18 protein-coding genes are annotated in these 17,588 nt (G+C 70.4%); 6 read left to right on the top strand and 12 right to left on the bottom strand.

The window, feature by feature from the left end; translation table 11 throughout:
* Positions 1–2: 2 nt before the first annotated feature.
* Positions 3–599, bottom strand: a complete 597-nt coding sequence (locus Q9G87_RS01140) for an SDR family NAD(P)-dependent oxidoreductase (protein ID WP_305914254.1) — start codon at positions 597–599, stop codon at positions 3–5.
* A gap of 129 nt (positions 600–728) precedes the next feature.
* Positions 729–1,469: an SDR family oxidoreductase gene (locus Q9G87_RS01135; protein ID WP_305914253.1), complete on the bottom strand. Its 741-nt coding sequence runs from the start codon at positions 1,467–1,469 to the stop codon at positions 729–731.
* Positions 1,470–1,571: 102 nt separating this feature from the next.
* Between Q9G87_RS01135 and Q9G87_RS01130 the strand changes: the two genes are divergently transcribed.
* On the top strand, positions 1,572–2,393 hold the full coding sequence (locus Q9G87_RS01130; protein ID WP_305914252.1) for a helix-turn-helix transcriptional regulator: 822 nt from the start codon (positions 1,572–1,574) through the stop codon (positions 2,391–2,393).
* On the opposite strand, the gene Q9G87_RS01125 is transcribed toward Q9G87_RS01130, so the two are convergent.
* Positions 2,377–3,315, bottom strand: a complete 939-nt coding sequence (locus tag Q9G87_RS01125; protein ID WP_371825728.1) for a helix-turn-helix transcriptional regulator — start codon at positions 3,313–3,315, stop codon at positions 2,377–2,379. The two genes, Q9G87_RS01130 and Q9G87_RS01125, sit on opposite strands and share 17 nt — an antisense overlap.
* Positions 3,316–3,413: 98 nt before the next feature.
* On the opposite strand from Q9G87_RS01125, the gene Q9G87_RS01120 reads away from it, so the two are divergent.
* The 3 genes from Q9G87_RS01120 to Q9G87_RS01110 all read left to right on the top strand — a co-directional run bounded on the left by Q9G87_RS01120 (position 3,414) and on the right by Q9G87_RS01110 (position 5,367).
* Complete coding sequence (locus Q9G87_RS01120; protein WP_305914250.1) at positions 3,414–3,998, top strand: DinB family protein; 585 nt, start codon at positions 3,414–3,416, stop codon at positions 3,996–3,998.
* 1 nt (position 3,999) lies between these two features.
* Entirely contained in the window at positions 4,000–4,437 is a 438-nt protein-coding gene (locus tag Q9G87_RS01115; protein ID WP_305914249.1) for a VOC family protein, read from the top strand.
* 90 nt (positions 4,438–4,527) lie between these two features.
* Complete coding sequence (locus Q9G87_RS01110; RefSeq protein ID WP_305914248.1) at positions 4,528–5,367, top strand: DUF817 domain-containing protein; 840 nt, start codon at positions 4,528–4,530, stop codon at positions 5,365–5,367.
* Here the strand turns inward: Q9G87_RS01110 and Q9G87_RS01105 are convergent.
* From Q9G87_RS01105 to Q9G87_RS01090, 4 genes are read right to left on the bottom strand one after another with little or no spacing between them, the layout of a single operon-like run.
* Complete coding sequence (locus tag Q9G87_RS01105; protein WP_305914247.1) at positions 5,306–5,941, bottom strand: response regulator; 636 nt, start codon at positions 5,939–5,941, stop codon at positions 5,306–5,308. The two genes, Q9G87_RS01110 and Q9G87_RS01105, sit on opposite strands and share 62 nt — an antisense overlap.
* Positions 5,934–7,166 carry a sensor histidine kinase gene (locus Q9G87_RS01100; protein WP_371825710.1) on the bottom strand — a complete coding sequence of 411 codons (1,233 nt, stop codon included), beginning with the start codon at positions 7,164–7,166 and terminating at the stop codon, positions 5,934–5,936. Before Q9G87_RS01100 ends, Q9G87_RS01105 begins: the two co-directional genes overlap by 8 nt.
* A 12-nt stretch (positions 7,167–7,178) precedes the next feature.
* Positions 7,179–7,883, bottom strand: a complete 705-nt coding sequence (locus Q9G87_RS01095) for an ABC transporter permease (RefSeq protein ID WP_305914245.1) — start codon at positions 7,881–7,883, stop codon at positions 7,179–7,181.
* A 12-nt stretch (positions 7,884–7,895) separates the two neighbouring features.
* On the bottom strand, positions 7,896–8,813 hold the full coding sequence (locus tag Q9G87_RS01090; protein WP_305914244.1) for an ABC transporter ATP-binding protein: 918 nt from the start codon (positions 8,811–8,813) through the stop codon (positions 7,896–7,898).
* 222 nt (positions 8,814–9,035) lie between these two features.
* Between Q9G87_RS01090 and Q9G87_RS01085 the strand changes: the two genes are divergently transcribed.
* Positions 9,036–10,721 carry a PQQ-dependent sugar dehydrogenase gene (locus Q9G87_RS01085; RefSeq protein WP_305914243.1) on the top strand — a complete coding sequence of 562 codons (1,686 nt, stop codon included), beginning with the start codon at positions 9,036–9,038 and terminating at the stop codon, positions 10,719–10,721.
* A 49-nt stretch (positions 10,722–10,770) separates the two neighbouring features.
* Here Q9G87_RS01085 and Q9G87_RS01080 read toward each other — a convergent pair whose 3' ends face one another.
* The 3 genes from Q9G87_RS01080 to Q9G87_RS01070 all read right to left on the bottom strand — a co-directional run bounded on the left by Q9G87_RS01080 (position 10,771) and on the right by Q9G87_RS01070 (position 14,978).
* Positions 10,771–13,812 (bottom strand): GH92 family glycosyl hydrolase, encoded by a 3,042-nt coding sequence (locus tag Q9G87_RS01080; protein ID WP_305914242.1) that lies wholly within the window; start codon positions 13,810–13,812, stop codon positions 10,771–10,773.
* A gap of 87 nt (positions 13,813–13,899) precedes the next feature.
* Positions 13,900–14,535 (bottom strand): hemerythrin domain-containing protein, encoded by a 636-nt coding sequence (locus Q9G87_RS01075; RefSeq protein ID WP_305914241.1) that lies wholly within the window; start codon positions 14,533–14,535, stop codon positions 13,900–13,902.
* Between the two features lie 89 nt (positions 14,536–14,624).
* The gene (locus Q9G87_RS01070; protein WP_305914240.1) at positions 14,625–14,978 is read right to left on the bottom strand and encodes a winged helix-turn-helix transcriptional regulator; all 354 of its coding nucleotides are present in this window, start codon (positions 14,976–14,978) and stop codon (positions 14,625–14,627) included.
* A gap of 120 nt (positions 14,979–15,098) precedes the next feature.
* Here Q9G87_RS01070 and Q9G87_RS01065 point away from each other — a divergent pair, with 120 nt between their 5' ends.
* Positions 15,099–15,974: an NAD(P)-dependent oxidoreductase gene (locus tag Q9G87_RS01065; RefSeq protein ID WP_305914239.1), complete on the top strand. Its 876-nt coding sequence runs from the start codon at positions 15,099–15,101 to the stop codon at positions 15,972–15,974.
* A gap of 12 nt (positions 15,975–15,986) precedes the next feature.
* Here Q9G87_RS01065 and Q9G87_RS01060 read toward each other — a convergent pair whose 3' ends face one another.
* Together Q9G87_RS01060 and Q9G87_RS01055 are read right to left on the bottom strand one after the other, a co-directional pair.
* A complete protein-coding gene (locus tag Q9G87_RS01060; RefSeq protein ID WP_305914238.1) occupies positions 15,987–16,430 on the bottom strand; it encodes a GNAT family N-acetyltransferase in 444 nt (147 codons plus the stop codon).
* Between the two features lie 9 nt (positions 16,431–16,439).
* On the bottom strand, positions 16,440–17,537 hold the full coding sequence (locus Q9G87_RS01055; protein WP_305914237.1) for an ROK family transcriptional regulator: 1,098 nt from the start codon (positions 17,535–17,537) through the stop codon (positions 16,440–16,442).
* Positions 17,538–17,588 lie beyond the last annotated feature (51 nt).

Here is a 17,588-nt window from a genome sequence, read left to right as displayed (position 1 = left end):
GCCTAGCCCTGGGCCTCGTGAGCCAGCAGCTCCCACTTCTTCCACTCCGCCAGGCGGCGTTGATAGATGCCGGTGACGATCCCGGGCGCCTGCGCGCCGAAGAGCACGCGCAGCGGTGGTTCGTCGGAGTCCACGACCTCCAGCAATGTCCGGGCCGCCGCCCCCGGGTCGCCCGGCGGCTGCACACTGCGGCGCGCGGCCGCGGCCTCCCGTACCCCGTCGTACTCCGGCAGCGCTGGGGATCGCCGGGCCGAAGCGCCCGCCCAGTCGGTGGCGAACCCGCCTGGCTCGACCAGGGTGACCTTGATGCCGAAGGCCGCCACCTCCAGGGCCAGGGACTCGCTGATGCCCTCCAGCGCCCACTTGGAGGCGTGGTACGCACCCAGGTTGGTGAACGCCCCCACCCCGCCGATCGAGGAGACCTGCACAATGTGCCCACTGCCTTGAGCGCGCAGCAGTGGCAGCGCCGCCTGGATGCCCCAGACCGCACCGAACAGGTTGGCCTCCAGCTGATCGCGGAGGTCGCTCTCGGATAGCTCCTCCACCATGCCGAAGTGGCCGTAGCCCGCGTTGTTGACGACCACGTCGAGCCGTCCCAACTCAGCGTGGGCCCGGTGTACGGCCTCGGTGGCGGCCGCCCCGCTCCAGGGCCGCGGCCGTGAACGCGCGGCCGAAGCCACGGGAGGCGCCGGTGATGGACCAGGTCTTGCTCATGCTCATCCCCCGTTCTATGGGCGCTGCGCCGACGGGCGCAGGATGATCTCGTTGACGTCCACGTCGGACGGCTGGTCGAGGGCGTACTTGATCGCGTTCGCGATGTCCTCGGGACGGATCAGGGCGGCCCGGTACGTACGCATGGCCTCGGCGGCTTCCGGGTCGGTGATGTGATCGGCGAGTTCGGTGTCGACCACGCCCGGGGAGATCGTGGTGACCCGGATGCCCGGCTCCGACTCCTGGCGCAGCCCCTCGGTCAGCGCCCAGGCCGCGTATTTGGTGGCTGAGTAGATCGCGGAGGTCTCCACGACCTGATGGGCGCCGATCGAGGCGACGGTGACGAAGTGGCCGCTCCCCTGGCTCTGGAAGATCGGCAGCGTCGCGGCGATGCCGTTGAGCAGGCCGCGCACGTTCACATCGAGCATCTGCTCCCACTCCTCGACCAGCAGTGCGTCGAGGCGGGAGAGGAGCATCACACCGGCATTGCCGACCAGCACATCCAGCCGCCCGTACGACGTCACCACTTCTTCGGCCACCTCATGGAAGCGGGCGCCGTCGGTGACGTCGAGGGGCCGTGCCTCGGCGGAGAAGCCGGCGACAGACAGGTCATCGGCGATCGTTTTGATGCGGTCGGCGCGGCGGGCGGTGAGGATCACATGATGGCCGGCGGCCGCGAGCGTACGAGCCGTGGCCTCGCCGATGCCGCTGCTTGCGCCGGTCACCAGCACGACCTTGCGTTCAAGTGTCTTTGTCATGGTTTCGAGCTTCGGGTGCATGACGGAGGTGGCCCAGGCCGCGGTGAGCCTGGGAGTAGCGCACCCACCCTCGGTCGGCGGTTCACGCCTACGCTTGATGGCATGACGGAAACGCCTCTGGGGGACTTCCTCCGCAGCCACCGGGCCCGCGTACGCCCCGAAGACGCCGGCCTGCCCGCCGGCTCGCGGCGGCGCGTACCGGGGCTGCGGCGCGAGGAGGTCGCGATGCTGGCCGACGTCAGCGTGGACTATTACGTACGGCTGGAGCAAGGCCGGGAACGCAACCCGTCACCACAGGTCCTGGCCGCGTTGGGGGCCGTACTCCACCTCGACGACGACGCCCGCGCCCACCTGTTCCGGCTCGCCGGCCTCACCCCACGGCCCGCCTGGTCCGCCCCCGAACGCGTGGACCCCGAGTTGCTCCAGCTGCTCGACGGCTGGCCGCACAACCCGGCGCTGGTGCTCGGGCGGGCCTACGACGTGCTCGCCGGCAACCGGCTCGGATACGCGCTCTTCGAAGGCTTCCACGGCGGCGCCAACCTCCTGGTCAAACTCTTCCTCGATCCGGACGCGCGGTCGTTCTACGGGGATTGGGAGGCCGCCGCCGTCAACACGGTGGCCGGCTTCCGGCTGCTCCACGGGCAATATCCGCACCATCCACGCGTACGCGAGGTGCTGGGCCTCATGCTGGACCGGAGTCCGGAGTTCGCGGAGCTGTGGCGGCGAAACGAGGCGCGCGGCAAACGCGCCGAGGTGAAGACCTTTCACCACCGCGACGTCGGCGAACTCACGCTGCGCATGCAAAGCTTCGACGTGCGCGCCGCACCCGGCCAGCAACTCGTCGTCTACCACGCCGAACCCGGCTCCCCGAGCGCCGACGCGCTCGCCTTGCTCGGCACCCTCGCCGTCACCGCCGATCGGTAGCAACGCGGGCGGCCATCGCCGCGAGGCGGCGGGCGAGCCGGGCAATGGCCTCCCGCAGCTCCGGAGGCTCCAGCACCTCCGCCTCGAAGCCCATCCGGGCCACGTGCACGGCCATCCAGTCCAGGTCATCCCCGCCGACGACGAGCACGCACCACCCGTCGCGATCGTCCTCGACGCGCCCCACCTGGGGCGGCACCAGCTCCCGGACCAGGTCGGTCCTGGCGTGCACCCGCACCCGGGCGAGATAGCGGTACGGCGCCTCCGTCACGCCCCGCTGCACGAAGGCGACCGGGTCCGGATGCTCCCTCGGCCGGAAGCGCCAGGTCGTCGCCGCCACCTCGCGCATCCGGTCCAGCCGGAAGGTGCGCCAGTCGTCGCGGTCGACGTCCCAGGCCATCAGGTACCAGCGGCGGCCGGTGGCGACCATCCGCACCGGCTCGACCGTGCGCTCGCGCTCCCCGCCGTCGCGGCCGGCGTACCGGAACCGCACCCGCACGGCGTCGCGACAGGCCCGCGCGAGCGTCACCAGCAGCTCCGGGTCGATCTCGATCCCGGGGCCGACCAGGGTCTCGGTGGCGCCGTGCACCGCCCGGACCTCGGCGCGCAGCCGGGGCGGCATCACCTGGTCGAGCTTCGTCAGCGCCCGCAGCGCCGCCTCGCCCGCGCCGGCGACCGTGCCACCCGACGCCAGCCGCAGGGACACCGCCGTCGCGATCGCCTCCTCGTCGTCGAGGAGCAGCGGCGGCAGCCGGGTGCCCGCGCCGAGCTGGTAGCCGCCGCCGACGCCCGCGGTCGCGTGCACGGGGTAGCCGAGCGCACGCAGCCGCTCCACGTCGCGGCGCACCGAGCGGTCGGTGACCCCCAGCTCGGCGGCGAGCTCGGCGGCGGTCCAGGACGGCCGGTGCTGCAGCAGCGCCAGCATCCGCAGCACCCGCTCGGTCGTCGCCTCGACGGTCACGCGCTCATCGTCCCACAGATCACGGAACGACTCTGTCCGCTATATGCGGCAAGGTGAGCACCATGACCGACCAGACCTGGAATCCCCTGCTCCGAGAGCAGATCGACTGGCATTGGACCGAGCAGCTGCGCGCTCGCCTCGACGGGCTCACCGACGACGAATACTTCTGGGAGCCGGCGCCCGGCTGCTGGAGCGTGCGCCCGCGCGGCACCGGCACCGCACCGGTGCAGGCCGGGTCCGGCGCGATGACCATCGACTTCGCGATGCCGATGCCCGATCCGCCACCGTTCACGACGATCGCCTGGCGACTCGGGCACGTGATCGTCGGCGTGCTCGCGATGCGCAACGCCGCGCACTTCGGTCGCGCGGCCACCGACTACGAGTCGTTCGAGTACGCCGCGACCGCGGACACGGCGCTGGCCCAGCTCGACGCCGAGTACGCCACGTGGCTGGCCGGGGTCGAGTCCCTCGGCGAAACCGGCCTCGCCCGCCCGTGCGGGGAGGCAGAGGGACCGTACGGCGAGCGTCCCCTGGCAGCCCTGGTGCTGCACATCAACCGCGAGCTGATCCACCATCTGGCCGAGGTGTGCCTGCTCCGCGACCTCTACCTGCACACCCACCAGCAGATCCGACAGGAGGCGAGCTGAGATGGCCCGCGACGTACAGATCACCTTCGACTGCGCCGACCCGGCCGGGTTGTCGGCATTCTGGGCCGAAGCCCTCGGCTACCGGCTGCAGGACCCGCCCCCCGGCTTCACGTCGTGGGAGCAGGCCCTGGAGGCGATGGGCGTGCCGCCCGAGCGCCGCAACGACGCCTCGGCGGTGGTCGACCCCGAAGGCTCCGGGCCGCGGCTGTTCTTTCAACGGGTGCCGGAGGGCAAGCAGGCCAAGAACCGCGTGCACCTCGATGTGCGGGCCGCTCCCGGGCTCGAGGGCGACGCGCGGATGGCGGCCCTGGAGGCGGAGGCTGAACGGCTCGTCTCCCACGGCGCCACCCGGCTCCAGCGCTACGAGCCCGCTCCCCCTCTCGGCGCTGGTCACATCATGATGGCCGACCCCGAGGGCAACGAGTTCTGCCTGGACTGATCAATCGCGCGGCGCGGGTGAGCGATTTCTTCACTTAACCTCCCCAAAATGCGGTAAACATCGGCGCTGTTCGGGCGGTCGGATAAGGGCGTGAGGTTCTTCGTCGCCCAGATGTTCCGCTTCGCGTGGGCCGAGGCGAAGTCGTGCGCGTTCGCGGTCGCCCTGTTCGCGGGGCTCGCCGCTTCGTCTGTCCTGCCGCTGCCGATCCCGCGCTATGACGCACTGCTGGTCTATGCCGTGGCAGTGGCGGTGATCTTCCGTGCGCTGCGGTGGGAGAGCAGTCAGGAGACGGCCGTCATCGCCGCGTTCCATGTGGTCGGGCTGGCCTTTGAGATGATCAAGGTACGGCTCGGCTCGTGGAGCTATCCCGAGGATGCCTATACCAAGGTGGGCGGGGTGCCGCTGTACAGCGGGTTCCTCTACGCCGCCGTGGGCAGCTACGTCTGCTCGGCCTGGCGGATCTTCTCGTTGCGCCTGGTGGCCTACCGAACGGTTCCGGTGACCCTGGTGGCGCTGGCGATCTACGTCAACTTCGTCAGCCGGCACTGGTGGATCGACCTGCGGATCCCGCTGGCCCTCGCGCTCGTCCTGGTCACGTGGGGGACGGTGGTGCACTTCACCGTGGGCGAGCACCGATACCAGATGCCGCTGGCGCTGTCGTTCACGCTCATCGGATTCTTCTTGTGGGTGGCCGAGAACATCGCGACCTACCTCGGCGCCTGGCAGTACCCGCACCAGCGGGAGACCTGGCAGCTGGTCCACCCCGCCAAGTTCGGGGCCTGGGCGCTGCTGGTCAGCGTCACGTTCGTGATGGTCGCTTCCTGCCAGGCGAGCCAGGGACGGCTGCACCAGCCGACGACCTGGGCCTCTACTCCAGTGGAAGCAGGCCGCGTTGGAAGGCGACAGCGACGGCGGCCGCGCGGTCGTTGACGCCGAGCTTGGCGTAAATGTGCAGCACGTGCGTCTTGACCGTGGCCTCGCTGATGAACAGGCGGGCGGCCGCCTCGCGGTTGGTGGTGCCCTGGGCGATCAGCTTCAGGATCTCCAGCTCCCGCGTGCTCAGCGGGTCGACCGGAGTGCGTACCTGGCCGAGCAGGCGGGTGGCGACTGATGGGGCGAGTGCGGCCTCGCCGCGCGCCGCCGCGGCCACGGCCCGCACGAGCTCGTCGCGAAGGGCGTCCTTGAGGAGGTAGCCCGTGGCGCCGGCCTCGATCGCGGGCAGCACGTCGCTGTCGGTGTCGTACGTGGTCAAGACGAGCACGCGGGCCTTGAGGCCCAGCCTGGCCAGCTCCCTGATGGCCGTCACCCCGTCCATCCTGGGCATGCGCAGGTCCATGAGGATGACATCGGGGTCCAGTGCCCGGGCGAGCTCGACTGCTTGGGCGCCGTCGCCGGCCTCGGCCAGCACCTCGAAGCCGGGATCGCCGGTGAACATGCCGCGCAGGCCGTCACGGACGATGGGATGATCGTCGGCGATGAGCAGCCGGATGGGGGCCTCAGACACTCCGGGTCTCCTCGAACGTCTCTTTGAAGGGCTCCTTGAGTATGGCCGGGACCGCGGCGGAGATCGCGGTGCCCGCGCCCGGCTCGGACTCCACCTCGAAGCGGCCGGCCAGGCGGGTGACCCGGTTACGCATCGACGCCAGGCCGAAGCCGCCCCCGTCCACGGCGCGGGCCGGGTCGAAGCCGGCGCCGTCGTCGCGTACGTCCAGGGTGATCACGTCCTCCATGTACGACAGCGTGACCCCCACCCGGGACGCTCTGGCGTGCTTGGCGATGTTGGCGAGGGCCTCCTGTGCGATGCGGAGCAGGGTGGCCTCCACCTCCGGATGCAGCGCGCGGACCGTGCCGATCGTGGTCGCTTCCGCACGGACACCGTTCAACTCCGACCACCCTGCGGTGATCTCCGCGAGGGCGTCGGGCAACGGCGTCGTCTCCAGCGGCCCTGGCCCTACGGCGTGCACGGATCTGCGCGCCTCGGCGAGGCTCTCGCGGGCCAGCCGGGTCGCGTTGTCGAGGTGCCGCCGCCACGCGGAGGGATCGGCCTCGGCGCGCACGGCGGCCTGGAGCTGGGTGATGATGCCGGTCAGGCCCTGGGCGAGAGTGTCGTGAATCTCCCCCGCCATGCGCTGGCGCTCGTCCAGCACACCCGCCTCACGAGCCTGGACGAGGAGCTGGGCGTGCAGGCCGGCGTTCTCCCGCATCGTCTCCTCCAGCCGCGCCACCATCCTCTTGCGCTCGGCGCTGCGCTCGGCCGTGACCTCGCCGACGAAGCTGAACAAGCTGACCCCGGCCACGACCGCGGCGGTGAAGAGCACGTGCGTGAGGATCCCGGCCGGGGTGGGCTCGGGCAGCCCGCCGCTGTAGGCCGTGATGCTGATCGCAGCCGTGGCCGCCACCCCGGCGAACCTCCACTTCCCGTTCAGCAGTTGCCAAGAGTGAAGGTAGCCGGTGAAGGAGAAGAAGCCGGCGAACCAGACTCCACGTGTGCACAGGACCGCGATCAGGATGACCAGGCCGGCGACGTAGATCGCCGGTCGGCGGGCCGCCATCAGCCGGATCCAGGCCGCGGCGAGCGCGGCCAGACCGAGCGTGACCAGGTGGTACGTCCACGCGCGGTCGTCGGTGAGCCAGGACAGCATCGTGGAGATCGCCAGCAGCAGGTACGGAACGCCGCCCATGAGCCGCTCGAGGAGCCGCTCCCATCGGTCCAGGCGCGTGTCCGTCACCGTCGGCACCCTTCACTCCCAGCGGAAGAACTTGGCTGCGGCCAGGCTGACGAGCACCGCGTACGCGGCCATGACACCCAGCAGCAGAGGATCAGGCGACACACCCGCCCAGACGTCCTGAAGAGTCTGCCGAAAAGCGCCCAAGGGGGTGAATTCACCGACGCGGGCCAGGATAACGGGCATGTTCTCGACGGGCTGCATCAGTCCGGCGAGGTACGCCATCGGGAAGTACAGCATCACCCCCACCCCGTTGGCGGTGCGCCCGTTCGCCGCGACGGCGGCGATCAGCAGGCCGATCGCGAACATCGCGGCCGTGCCCAGCAGGAAGGCAGCGGCGAGCGGCACCACCTGGGAGGGCACATGCGCGCTCAGGACGGTTCCCGCTACGGCGAGCAGCAGGGCGCAGGCGGTCAAGGCGAGGACGAGCTGGAGGATGAGCTGAACCCCCAGCATGCTCCCCGGGCGGACCGGAGTAGTGGACAGACGCCGCAGGATGCCCCGTTCCCGGTACGTGGCCAGGGTGGTCGGCAACTGGTACAACCCCACGAGGCCCACGGCGATCGCCAGCGTCATCGGCAGGAGCACCGTGTCGCCCGGCGAGATCGAGCTGCCGAAGGCGACCAGGATGAACAGGGGGATGAGGATCGTGAAGATCGAGCCGGGCTCACGGGCCAGCAACTTGAGCTCGACGGTGGTGAGCTTGGCGATGACGGTCATGTCGGGATCTCCTCAGAGGTGGAACGAGCGGCCGGTCAGGGCGAGGAAGGCGTCGTCGAGCGTGCGCTTGTCGATGCGCAGGTCGGCGACGGGGATGAGGTCGCGGGCCAGGGCCGAGGTGACGGTGGTGGCGAAGTCGCCCCGGCCGGTGACGGTCACCTGGTCGCCGTCGCGGGTCACGCTCGACACGCCGGGCAGGCCGCTCAGCAGGGCGGCCGGGTCGCTGCGGTCCCCCGCCATCAGCGTGAACCGCATCTGGTGCTCGGCGTCGATCCCGTCGATCAGCTCCTCCGGCGTGCCGGTCGCCACGATGCGGCCCCGGTCGAAGACCGCGACGCGGTCGCAGAGCTCCTCCACCTCGTCCATGAAGTGGCTGACCAGGACCACGGTCACGCCGGACGCCCGGACCTTCTTGATCAGTTCCCACGTGGCCCGGCGCGCCTGCGGGTCGAGTCCGGTGGTGAGCTCGTCGAGGAACGCCACCCGCGGGTTGCCTACCAGCGCGAGCGCGATGAACAGCCGCTGCTTCTGGCCGCCGGACAACTTGCCGAAGCGGGCGTTCCGCTTGTCGGCCAGGCCCCACTCCTCCAGCAGCTCGCGCCAGTCGCGCGGCTTGGCGTAGAAGGAGGCGTACAGGTCGAGCGCCTCCCAGACCTTGATGTTCTCGGGCAGTTGGGTGTGCTGCAGCTGCACCCCGATGCGCTCGCGCAGCTCGCGGCCGTCCCTGATCGGGTCGAGGCCGAGCACCCGGATCGAACCGCCGTCGGCGCGTCGCAAGCCCTCCACACACTCGACGGTGGTGGTCTTGCCGGTGCCGTTGGGACCGAGAAGGCCGAAGATCTCGCCTTCTTCGACGGAGAACGAGATGCCGTTCAGTACGGTGTGGTCCGCGTACCTCTTGGTGAGGTCGGTGACGTCGATGACTGCCATGGATCAATCATGATTTTCCAGGTCACGGCGGGGATCGCCCGGTGGGCCGGGATTCGCGGTGGATGTGGTGGATCCGAAAATCCACCGAATGGTGGATGGCATGAAAGTTTCAGGCGTCGCCGCAGATCACCGGACCGCGCCCGGCACGATGATTGAGCCCGGGCCGTCCGCATGCCTACGGTGCTGACATCCGCACACGGCGAAACGGTCAAGGAGTCCGTCATGCGCGCCCGTGTCGTTCCGGTCATGGTCTTGGCGCTGCTCGCGCTGTTCATCAACGTTCCCGAGGCACGCGCCCAGGTGGTGGGCGGTTTCGACTTCTCCCGGGCGGAGGTGTCCGTCACGGGCCTGCAGGTTCCTTGGGCGCTGGCGTTCCTGCCTGACGGCAGCGCGCTGGTCTCCGAGCGCAACACCGGGCGCATCCTCCAAGTACGCCCCGGCCAGACGCCCACCACGGTGGCCACGATCAGCGGGGTGAGCGCCTCGGGTGAGAGCGGCCTGCTCGGCATCGCCGTGTCGCCTTCCTACGCCCAGGACGGCTGGGTGTACGCGTACTTCACCAGCACCAGCGGCGACAACCGCCTGGTCAGGCTCCAACTGGGCGCCCCGCAGACGCAGACGGTAATCTTCTCCGGAGTCCCGAGCGCCGCTATCCACGACGGCGGCCGCATCGCCTTCGGCCCTGACGGCATGCTGTACGTGGCGACCGGCGACGCGAGCAACACCGCCAACGCCCAAAACCTCAACAGCCCGGCAGGGAAGATCCTGCGCATGACGCCCACCGGCGGAATACCGTCGGGCAACCCGTTCTCCGGCTCCCGCGTCTGGAGCTACGGCCACCGCAACGTGCAGGGCCTGGCCTGGGACTCCCAAGGCAGGATGTACGCCACCGAGTTCGGACAGAACACCTGGGACGAGATCAACCAGATCGTCGCGGGCGGCAACTACGGCTGGCCCACGTGCGAGGGCGCCTGCGGCAACACGTCCTTCCGCAACCCGATCCTCACGTGGACGACCGCGGAGGCGTCACCGAGCGGGCTGGCGTACGCCAACAACACGCTCTTCGCGGCGGCGCTGCAGGGCCGGCGGCTGTGGACGGTGCCGCTGACCAGCAGCGGCGGCGCGGGCACACCGCTGGCAGAGCTCCAGTCCACCTACGGTCGGCTGCGCGCGGTCGCGGTCGGCGGGGACGGCTGGCTCTGGGTGGCGACCAGCAACCGCGACGGGCGCGGCACTCCGGTGGCCCAGGACGACCGCATCATCCGCATCCCGCCGGCCACGAGCGGAACCGACACCACCGCGCCGACCGCGCCGGGCAACCTGGCCGCGTCAGGGACGACCGGCACCGGCACCGCCCTGTCGTGGACCGCCTCGACCGACAACGTCGGCGTGACCGGCTATGACATCCTGCGTGCGCCAGGCTCGTCCGGCGGCGCCTTCTCCCAGGCAGGCACCTCGGCGACCACGTCGTTCACCGACACCGGGCTGACCGCCAACACCACCTACCGCTACCAGGTCCGCGCCCGCGACGCGGCCGGCAACCTCTCCCCCGTGTCCAACACGGTCACGGTCACCACCTCGGGGGGCACCACCACCGGCGGATGCACGGCGACGCCGGCCACCCAATCCCAGTGGGGCACCGGCTACGTGATCCAGCCCGTCACGGTCGCCAACACCGGCACGTCCACGATCAACGGCTGGACGGTGACGTTCACGCTGCCTGCCGGCCACACCGTCACGGGATCGTGGAACGCCGCGTTCACCGTCAACGGGCAGACCGTCACGGCCAGGAACGCCGGGCACAACGGCACGCTCGCGGCGAGCCAGAGCACCACGTTCGGCTTCCAGGCCAGCCGTCCCAACGGGAACACACAGCTGCCCTCCGGCTACCAGTGCGCCAGCCCGTGACAGCGGCCCGCCCGCGTGCCGCTGTCACGCGGGCGGGCCGGTGATCGGCTCAGGTACGACCGCTGAGGGCGAAGATCTTGATGTTGGGTGTCGCTGGGCTGGTGAAGGACGCCGCCTCGCGGGCCGGGTCGAGTGGCACACTCACATGCCAGATGGTCACCTTCCGCCCGTCCGCGGTGCCGTTGACGTTGTAGCGGGTGTCGGCGGTGATCACGGACTCCTCGCCGAAGTGCGGTGCGGTGCTCGCCCAGTCGGTCACCTTCAGCGGAACAATCGAGGTGGTGCCGTCCGCGTACGTGATCGTGACGTCGGTCCGCTGGTCGCCGTTCACGGCCGTGACGAGCAGGTCCAGAGCCTGGTAGCGGCCCGGGGTCAGGTACGTCCGCTGGCCTCGGAGGCTGTGGAAGTTGCCGGACGTTCCCTTGGTGCCGGGCACGAGGTAGGTGGCGCCGCCCACGGTACGGGTGCCGGGCTCCGGCAGTTGCTCGGCAGGGAAGCTCCAGCCCTTCCCGTCCAGGTTGCCTTGGGACTTGGCGTCCGCCGTGGCCACTCCGTCGACGTCGTACTGCAGGTTGTGCAGGCAGTGCGAACCCTGCGGCACGCAGGACTCAGGGAGGTTGGGTATCGGGGCGGTGGCGGCGGGCACGTGGTCCACCGGGAGATCGGCGGGTGCCGTGGCCCAGGACTTGTCGGGCGTCGTGCCGACGTTGACCACCACGTCGCCGCCCTTGTTGAGCAAGGACTCCGGCAGCCACGAGCGGCTGTGCGGGCGGCCGTTCACGCGGACGTCCTGGATGTAGATCGCGTCGGGGCCGGCTTGCGGGGCGGCCACCGTGATCGTGGGCCCGCCGTCGCGCTTGATCCACGCCTTGGGGAACATCGGGCTCGACAGCAGCATCTCGGCCCGGCTCGGTGTCTGCGGGTACATGCCCAGGGCGGCGAAGACGTACCAGGACGACATGGTGCCGAGATCGTCGTTGCCGGGCAGGCCGCCGGGGCCGGTCTTGTAGACCAGGGACGCCATGGCGCGTACGGTCTCCTGGGTCTGCCACGGTCGGCCGAGCGCGTTGTACAGCCAGGGGGTGTGGATGCCGGGCTCGTTGGTGGGGTCGTAGCGGAAGCCGTCGCCGCCGGTCGCCCACGAGCCGTCCGCGCGGTGGAAGAAGGCGTCGAGGCGTTGCGCGGCACGTTCCCTGCCGCCCATGGCCGCGGCGAGGCCCGACACGTCGTGCGGAACCATCCAGGTGTAGGTCGCGCTCGTGCCCTGGGCGAAGCCGGCGTCGGAGGTCGGGGAGAACGGCCACAGCCAGCTGCCGTCGGCCTTGCGCGCCTGCTGGTAGCCGCCCTCGGCCCCGGCCGACGGGTTGAACGTGTTGCGCCACCAGCTCGCCCGCGTCATCAGCGTGTCGTGCTCGGCGTCGCGGCCGAGCCGTCCGGCCCAGTCGGCGAGGGCGAAGTCGGCGGCCGAGTCCTCCAGCGTCTCCGCGGCGCCGCCCCAGCAGTGGCAGGTGTCCTGGGGCGCGTACCCGAGTCGCAGGTATTCGGCCAGGTTGGGACGCTGGCCCTCGCACTGTCCCGGGCAGCCCTTGTCGGACAGCCCGGACGGGTGCGGCACGGTGGCCTGCTGGACCAGGGAGTCGAAGGCGCCGCGCACGTCGAAGTTCCGTACGCCGAGCGCGTGGAAACCCGCGAGTGCCGGGGCCGACGGGTCGCCGGTCATCACGTGGGTGGGGCCGTTGACGTGCACCCAGCGGTCCCACACGCCGCCGTTCTGCCGCGCGAGGTTGAAGAGCGATTGCGCGTAGTCGCCGGCCACCCGCGGTTCGAGCAGCGCGAGCAGCTGGGTGTGGGCGCGGTATTGGTCCCAGCCGGAGAAGTTGCCGTACTGGGCGCGCTGCCCGGGGACCAGCCGGTGCACCTTCCCGTCGCTGCCCGGGTACGTGCCCGCGACGTCGCTGGTGATGTTGGGCTGCAGATACGCGTGGTAGAGGGCGGTGTAGAAGGTGGTGAGCTGGTCGGGGGAGCCACCGGCGACCTCGATCGAACGCAGCCGCTGCGTCCAGGCACGGCCGGCTCGCTCGGCCACGGAGTCCACGGAGTCCTTGGGCGTCAACTCCCGGGACAGATTCTGCTTGGCGGCGTCCAGGCTGGTGTACGAGATGCCGATCTTCACGCGTACGTCGGCGTCCGCGGCGGTGTCGAAAGTGACGTATCCGCCCGAGCCGCGCCCGGCACGGTCGGCGCCGGTCGCGTAGCCCTCCCCACCGCTCGCCGTCGTGCCGCCGGGCCTCAGCTCGCCGTTGACCCACGTACCGGTGCCGGAGAAGGCGCGGTCGAAGGTGGCGACGAAATGCAGGCGGTAGTAGCTCTTCCTGTTGTTCACCCCGCCGTTGGCGCGGCGGCCGCAGAACGCGCCGGTCAGCACCGAGCCGGTCACGGTACGGGTGGCGGGGTCGATGGTGATCTCGGCGTCCTCGCTGCCGTTGAGCGAGTTGGACACCCGGAACAGCAGGTTGCCCGGCGAGTTCCGCGGGAAGGTGAACTCGCCGACGCCCGCCCGGGTGGTGACCGACAGGTCTGCTTGGACGCCGGAGTCCAGCGTGACGGTGTACCGGCCGGGCCGCGCGGTCTCCTTGTCGTGGCTGAAGGTGCCGGCGTAGATCGCGTCGGTGGTGTCGGCCGTCGGTGACGAGGCGACCTCGCCGGCGTACGGCATGATGGGGATGTCTCCGGCCGCGCCCGGGTGACAGCCGGCCCCGTTGACGTGCGTCAACGCGAAGCCGCGCACCCGCGGCGTGTTGTAGGAGTAGCCGTTGGAGCCTGCGGCGTTCGTCTGGTCGCCGGCCGTGTTGGTCGGGCTCCAGGACATCATCCCGAACGGGAGCACGGCGCCGGGGTAGGTGTTGCCGCCGTTGGCCGAGCCGATCAGCGGGTCGACGTGGCGGACGGGGTCGGAGACCTTCGTGATGGCGGTGGCTTCGGCCGGCATGACGCCGACGGTCACGCCGGCCAGAGCGACAGCGAGCCATAAACGGGGTGAGAACACCTCGCGATCACACCGCCCCACACTGGCCAGGCCGTGAACGCTCACGAAAGGGGAGGAGACGACGAACCGACCACCCGCGGCAAGGCGCGCCGGCGGCGGGCGCGCGGGCGAGCTGGACGGCGCCGGTCGGCGTCACGCCGCGCCGAAGATCAGCTTCTGGCGGCGCCGGTGCCCGCGGTTCAGCAGCGCGAGCAGGAGCGCCAGCACCGGCCCCGCCACCCTTCGGAGCTCGGCCAGCTCGTCGGGGCGCGCGTACTGGCCGATCCGCGGCAGGTCGAAGCCGAGGTCGCCGTCCTTGCTCACGGCGTTCTCGACCGTGTTCCAGTCCGGCTCGGACACGTATTTGGCGATGATCGGGAAGAGCAGGCGTTCCTCCTGCTCGATGTGCTCGTCCAGCAGGTCGGCGAGGGTGCCGAGGGCCGCGGCCATCCGCTTGGCGGCCACCGGGTCCTTGCCGAGCCGGGTGGCGAACCAGCTGATCTCCTCCAGCAGCCGCTCCAGCTGGGCGTGGTCGTCGCTCAGGTCGCTCAGGTCCACCTCGGCGCCGGCCGAACGTGCGATGACCGGCCACAACACGGCGTCCTCGGCCTGGTGGTGATGGTGGATGCCGTCGCACAGCTTGGTGGCGAACGTGGCGATCGCGGTGAGCCTGGCCGCGTCGGCCGGCTCGTCGCCGGTCGCGAGCCGGTCCATCAACCTGGCCAGACGGCGGGCGTCGCCGCGCATGGCGCGGTGGGCGAGACGGATTCCGAGCAGGTTGGGCGCCATCGTGATGCTCCTCCTCTTTGGGTAGGGCACCAGCGTGCGCCGCCGCTCTGACTCTTCTCTTGGTACCGGCTTGGTATGCGCTGGGACTCCTAGTGAGCCACCCTTTCCGCGCCGATCCGCCGCATGCGTTCGCCGCCCCATTCTCCCAAGGGGGCAAGGGCGGCGTTGAGCGAGACGCCCTGCTCTGTCAGGGAATATTCCACCTTCGGCGGCACCTCGCGATAGACCTCACGATGGACGAGCCCGTCTTCTTCCATCTCCCGCAGATGCTGAATCAGCATCTTCTCGCTGACGCCCGGCAGGCCGCGCCGGAGCTCGGCGAAGCGACGGGTCCCGTAGTTGTGCAGCTCCCAGAGGATCAGCGACTTCCACTTGCCGGCGACCACGTCCATCGCCGCGTCGATGCCGCAGAAGTAGGGACCACTCCGTGCTGATGTCGCCATCCGCCCTCCAAGACGCACTTACCAGAAGGTGAGTACCTGACTAAATAGTCCGTACTGGTCAACTCTACCGGCAGCGGAGAGGATCTAGTCGAACGACGAATCACGAGGGGGAATCCGTACATGACGACCAACGACAGCGTCCAGGTGAGTGTTCTCGGGCTGGGCGCGATGGGCGGCGCTCTCGCAGGCGCCTTGGTGAAGGCCGGATACGCGACAACGATCTGGAACCGCTCGGCGGGGAAGGCGGATGATCTCGTCGCGCAGGGCGCGAAGGCCGCCGCCACGGCCGGCGACGCGGTCGGGGCCAGTGGGCTGGTGATCGCATGCCTGCTGGACCACGCGTCGGTCCACGAGGTGCTTGATCCGCTCTCCGAGGACCTGGCCGGACGAACCTTGATCAACGTCACCACGACGTCACCGGCTCAGTCACGGGAATTGGCCGCCTGGGCCGCCGCTGCCGGCGTCGCGTATCTGGACGGCGGCATCATGGCCGTACCGCACATGATCGGCCAGCCCGGGTCATCGATCCTCTACAGCGGATCGGCCGATGTCTTCCAGCAGTACAAGCCGCTGCTCGACCAGTGGGGAACCAGCACCTATTTCGGGGAGGACGCCGGGCTGGCGTCCCTGTACGACCTCGCGCTCCTTGCGGGCATGTACGTCATGTTCGCCGGATTCGTGCACGGCGCCGCCATGGTGGCGCCGGCCGGGGTGACGGCGCGCGAGTTCGCCGGCATGGCCGCGCCTTGGCTGACCGCCATGACCGGCGGGTTCCAAGGGTTCGCCGCGGTCATCGACGGCGGGGACTACACCGTTGAAGGGCAGCAGAGCCTCGAGTTCTCCGATCTCGGCCACCTCCTGGCCGCCAGCTCCGACCAGGGCATCAGCACCGAGGTGGTCGCCATGGTCCAGCGGCTCATCCAACGCCAGATCGACGCGGGCCACGGCAGGGAGGGCTTCGCCCGGATCTTCGAGAGCATCAGGCAACCGGTCTGATTGGGCCTGGCGTCACGGTCCAGCCAGCGCCTTCTGGTAGCAGCGGGTCAGGGGCGCGTCCACGTACTTGCCGTACGGCTCGGTGAGCGTGTACGCGCACCGCTCGTAGAGCGCGATGGCCTCGGGTTGCCGCACGCCGGTAGCCAGGCGCAGCCGCCGGTAACCCAACTCGCGGGCCAGGTCCTCCAGCGCCGACAGCAGTGACGTGGCGATGCCCTGGCCGCGCCGCCCCGGGATCACGAACATCCGCTTGAGCTCCGCTGTGACAGCGTCCACGGGTTGGACGGCGCCGCATCCGACGGCCGTGCCGGCCACGGACGCCACGAGATATCTGGCCCCTTCCTTGACCTGCGAACGCCCGTCGGGCCCGTACCGGGCGACCAGTTCCGCGAACGCCGCGTCCAGCAACGCGGCCAGCTCGCCGTCGTCGGCGGTGCGCTCCTCGATCACCAGCATGGCGACATGTTAGAGGCCGAGGACCTCGGCGGGGTCGGCGAGGACCCGCTGGATGACCAGCCCGGCCGCGCCCAGCACCGCCGCGTCCGCGCCGATCCCCGAGACGACGAGGGGTGGCGGCGTGCCGCGCATGTGACCGAGCCGGGTCCCGAGCCCGTCCGCCACCGGACCTTTCAGCCAGGGGAACAGCGGGGCGAAGATCCCGCCGAGCACGATCCTGCCGGGGTCGAGCAGGTGCACCGCAGAGGTGAGCGCCACACCGAGGGCGTGCCCGGCGCGCTCGCACGACTCCAGCGCGCGCCGCTCACCCGACTCCAGGCGGGCCACCAGCGCGGCCACCGAGTTCAGGGGGCCGAGCAGAGCGTCCTGTCCCGCGTACACCTCCAGGCAGCCGCGCCCGCCGCACCGGCACGCGGGCCCGTCGGGCACGACGACGACGTGGCCCAGCTCGCCGGCCTGCCCGAACGTGCCGCGGAACACCGTGCCGCCGACGACGAGCCCCGCTCCGATGCCGATCTCGCCGGAGACGTACAGGAAGTCCGTGGCCCGCGAGCCAAACCACAGCTCGCCCAGCGCCGCCAGGTTGGCCTCGTTGTCGATGGTGAGGTCGTCGACCCGCACGTCGCGCCAGCCCAGGTGGGGCGCGTGACGCAGTACCCCGCCTTCCACGGTCCCCGGCACGGCCAGGGCGGCGCCGATGACCCGCAACCCGGCCGACTCGGCCTCGACGGTGGTGTCCTTCACCAGGTCGCGCAGCCGCTCCAGGATCTCCGCCGGGTTCGAGTTGCGGTTGTCGGCCGGCTGGGTGCGGCGCAGCCGTACGGTGCGGGTGAGGTCGACGACGCAGGCGGCCAGGTAGTCGATGTTGATCTCCAGCCCGAGCGTGGCCACCCGGTGGCCGCTCAGGCTCACCGCCACGCCGGGGCGACCGCGCTCGCCGCCGCGCACCGCGCCGCTCTCGGTCACCACCCCCGCCTCCAGCAGGTCCGCGACCAGGCTCGACACGGTGGTCTTGGTCAATCCGGTCATCTCAGCGAGCGCGGCCCGGGTGTGAGGTCCTGTTCCGTGGATGGCGCCGAGTACTACGGCCAAGTTACGGGCACGCATGGAATCATGCCGGACACCTCTTGACGACACCCCATCCACCTCCTCAGGATT

This window comes from Nonomuraea turcica, assembly GCF_030718205.1.
Classification (GTDB): Bacteria; Actinomycetota; Actinomycetes; order Streptosporangiales; family Streptosporangiaceae; genus Nonomuraea.
The sequence above is the reverse complement of the archived record's forward strand: the minus strand, read 5'-3'. Positions and strand labels throughout refer to the sequence as shown.

Bases quoted from the DNA above. Each gene is read 5' to 3' on its own strand.
- Q9G87_RS01070 (WP_305914240.1), bottom strand. From the start codon at position 14,978: ATGGCGACATCAGCACGGAGTGGTCCCTACTTCTGCGGCATCGACGCG.
- Q9G87_RS01125 (WP_371825728.1), bottom strand. From the start codon at position 3,315: ATGCTGGCGCTGCTGCAGCACCGGCCGTCCTGGACCGCCGCCGAGCTC.
- Q9G87_RS01135 (WP_305914253.1), bottom strand. From the start codon at position 1,469: ATGACAAAGACACTTGAACGCAAGGTCGTGCTGGTGACCGGCGCAAGC.
- Q9G87_RS01055 (WP_305914237.1), bottom strand. From the start codon at position 17,537: ATGCGTGCCCGTAACTTGGCCGTAGTACTCGGCGCCATCCACGGAACA.
- Q9G87_RS01115 (WP_305914249.1), top strand. From the start codon at position 4,000: ATGGCCCGCGACGTACAGATCACCTTCGACTGCGCCGACCCGGCCGGG.
- Q9G87_RS01085 (WP_305914243.1), top strand. From the start codon at position 9,036: ATGCGCGCCCGTGTCGTTCCGGTCATGGTCTTGGCGCTGCTCGCGCTG.
- Q9G87_RS01075 (WP_305914241.1), bottom strand. From the start codon at position 14,535: ATGGCGCCCAACCTGCTCGGAATCCGTCTCGCCCACCGCGCCATGCGC.
- Q9G87_RS01065 (WP_305914239.1), top strand. From the start codon at position 15,099: ATGACGACCAACGACAGCGTCCAGGTGAGTGTTCTCGGGCTGGGCGCG.
- Q9G87_RS01090 (WP_305914244.1), bottom strand. From the start codon at position 8,813: ATGGCAGTCATCGACGTCACCGACCTCACCAAGAGGTACGCGGACCAC.
- Q9G87_RS01130 (WP_305914252.1), top strand. From the start codon at position 1,572: ATGACGGAAACGCCTCTGGGGGACTTCCTCCGCAGCCACCGGGCCCGC.
- Q9G87_RS01060 (WP_305914238.1), bottom strand. From the start codon at position 16,430: ATGCTGGTGATCGAGGAGCGCACCGCCGACGACGGCGAGCTGGCCGCG.
- Q9G87_RS01120 (WP_305914250.1), top strand. From the start codon at position 3,414: ATGACCGACCAGACCTGGAATCCCCTGCTCCGAGAGCAGATCGACTGG.
- Q9G87_RS01095 (WP_305914245.1), bottom strand. From the start codon at position 7,883: ATGACCGTCATCGCCAAGCTCACCACCGTCGAGCTCAAGTTGCTGGCC.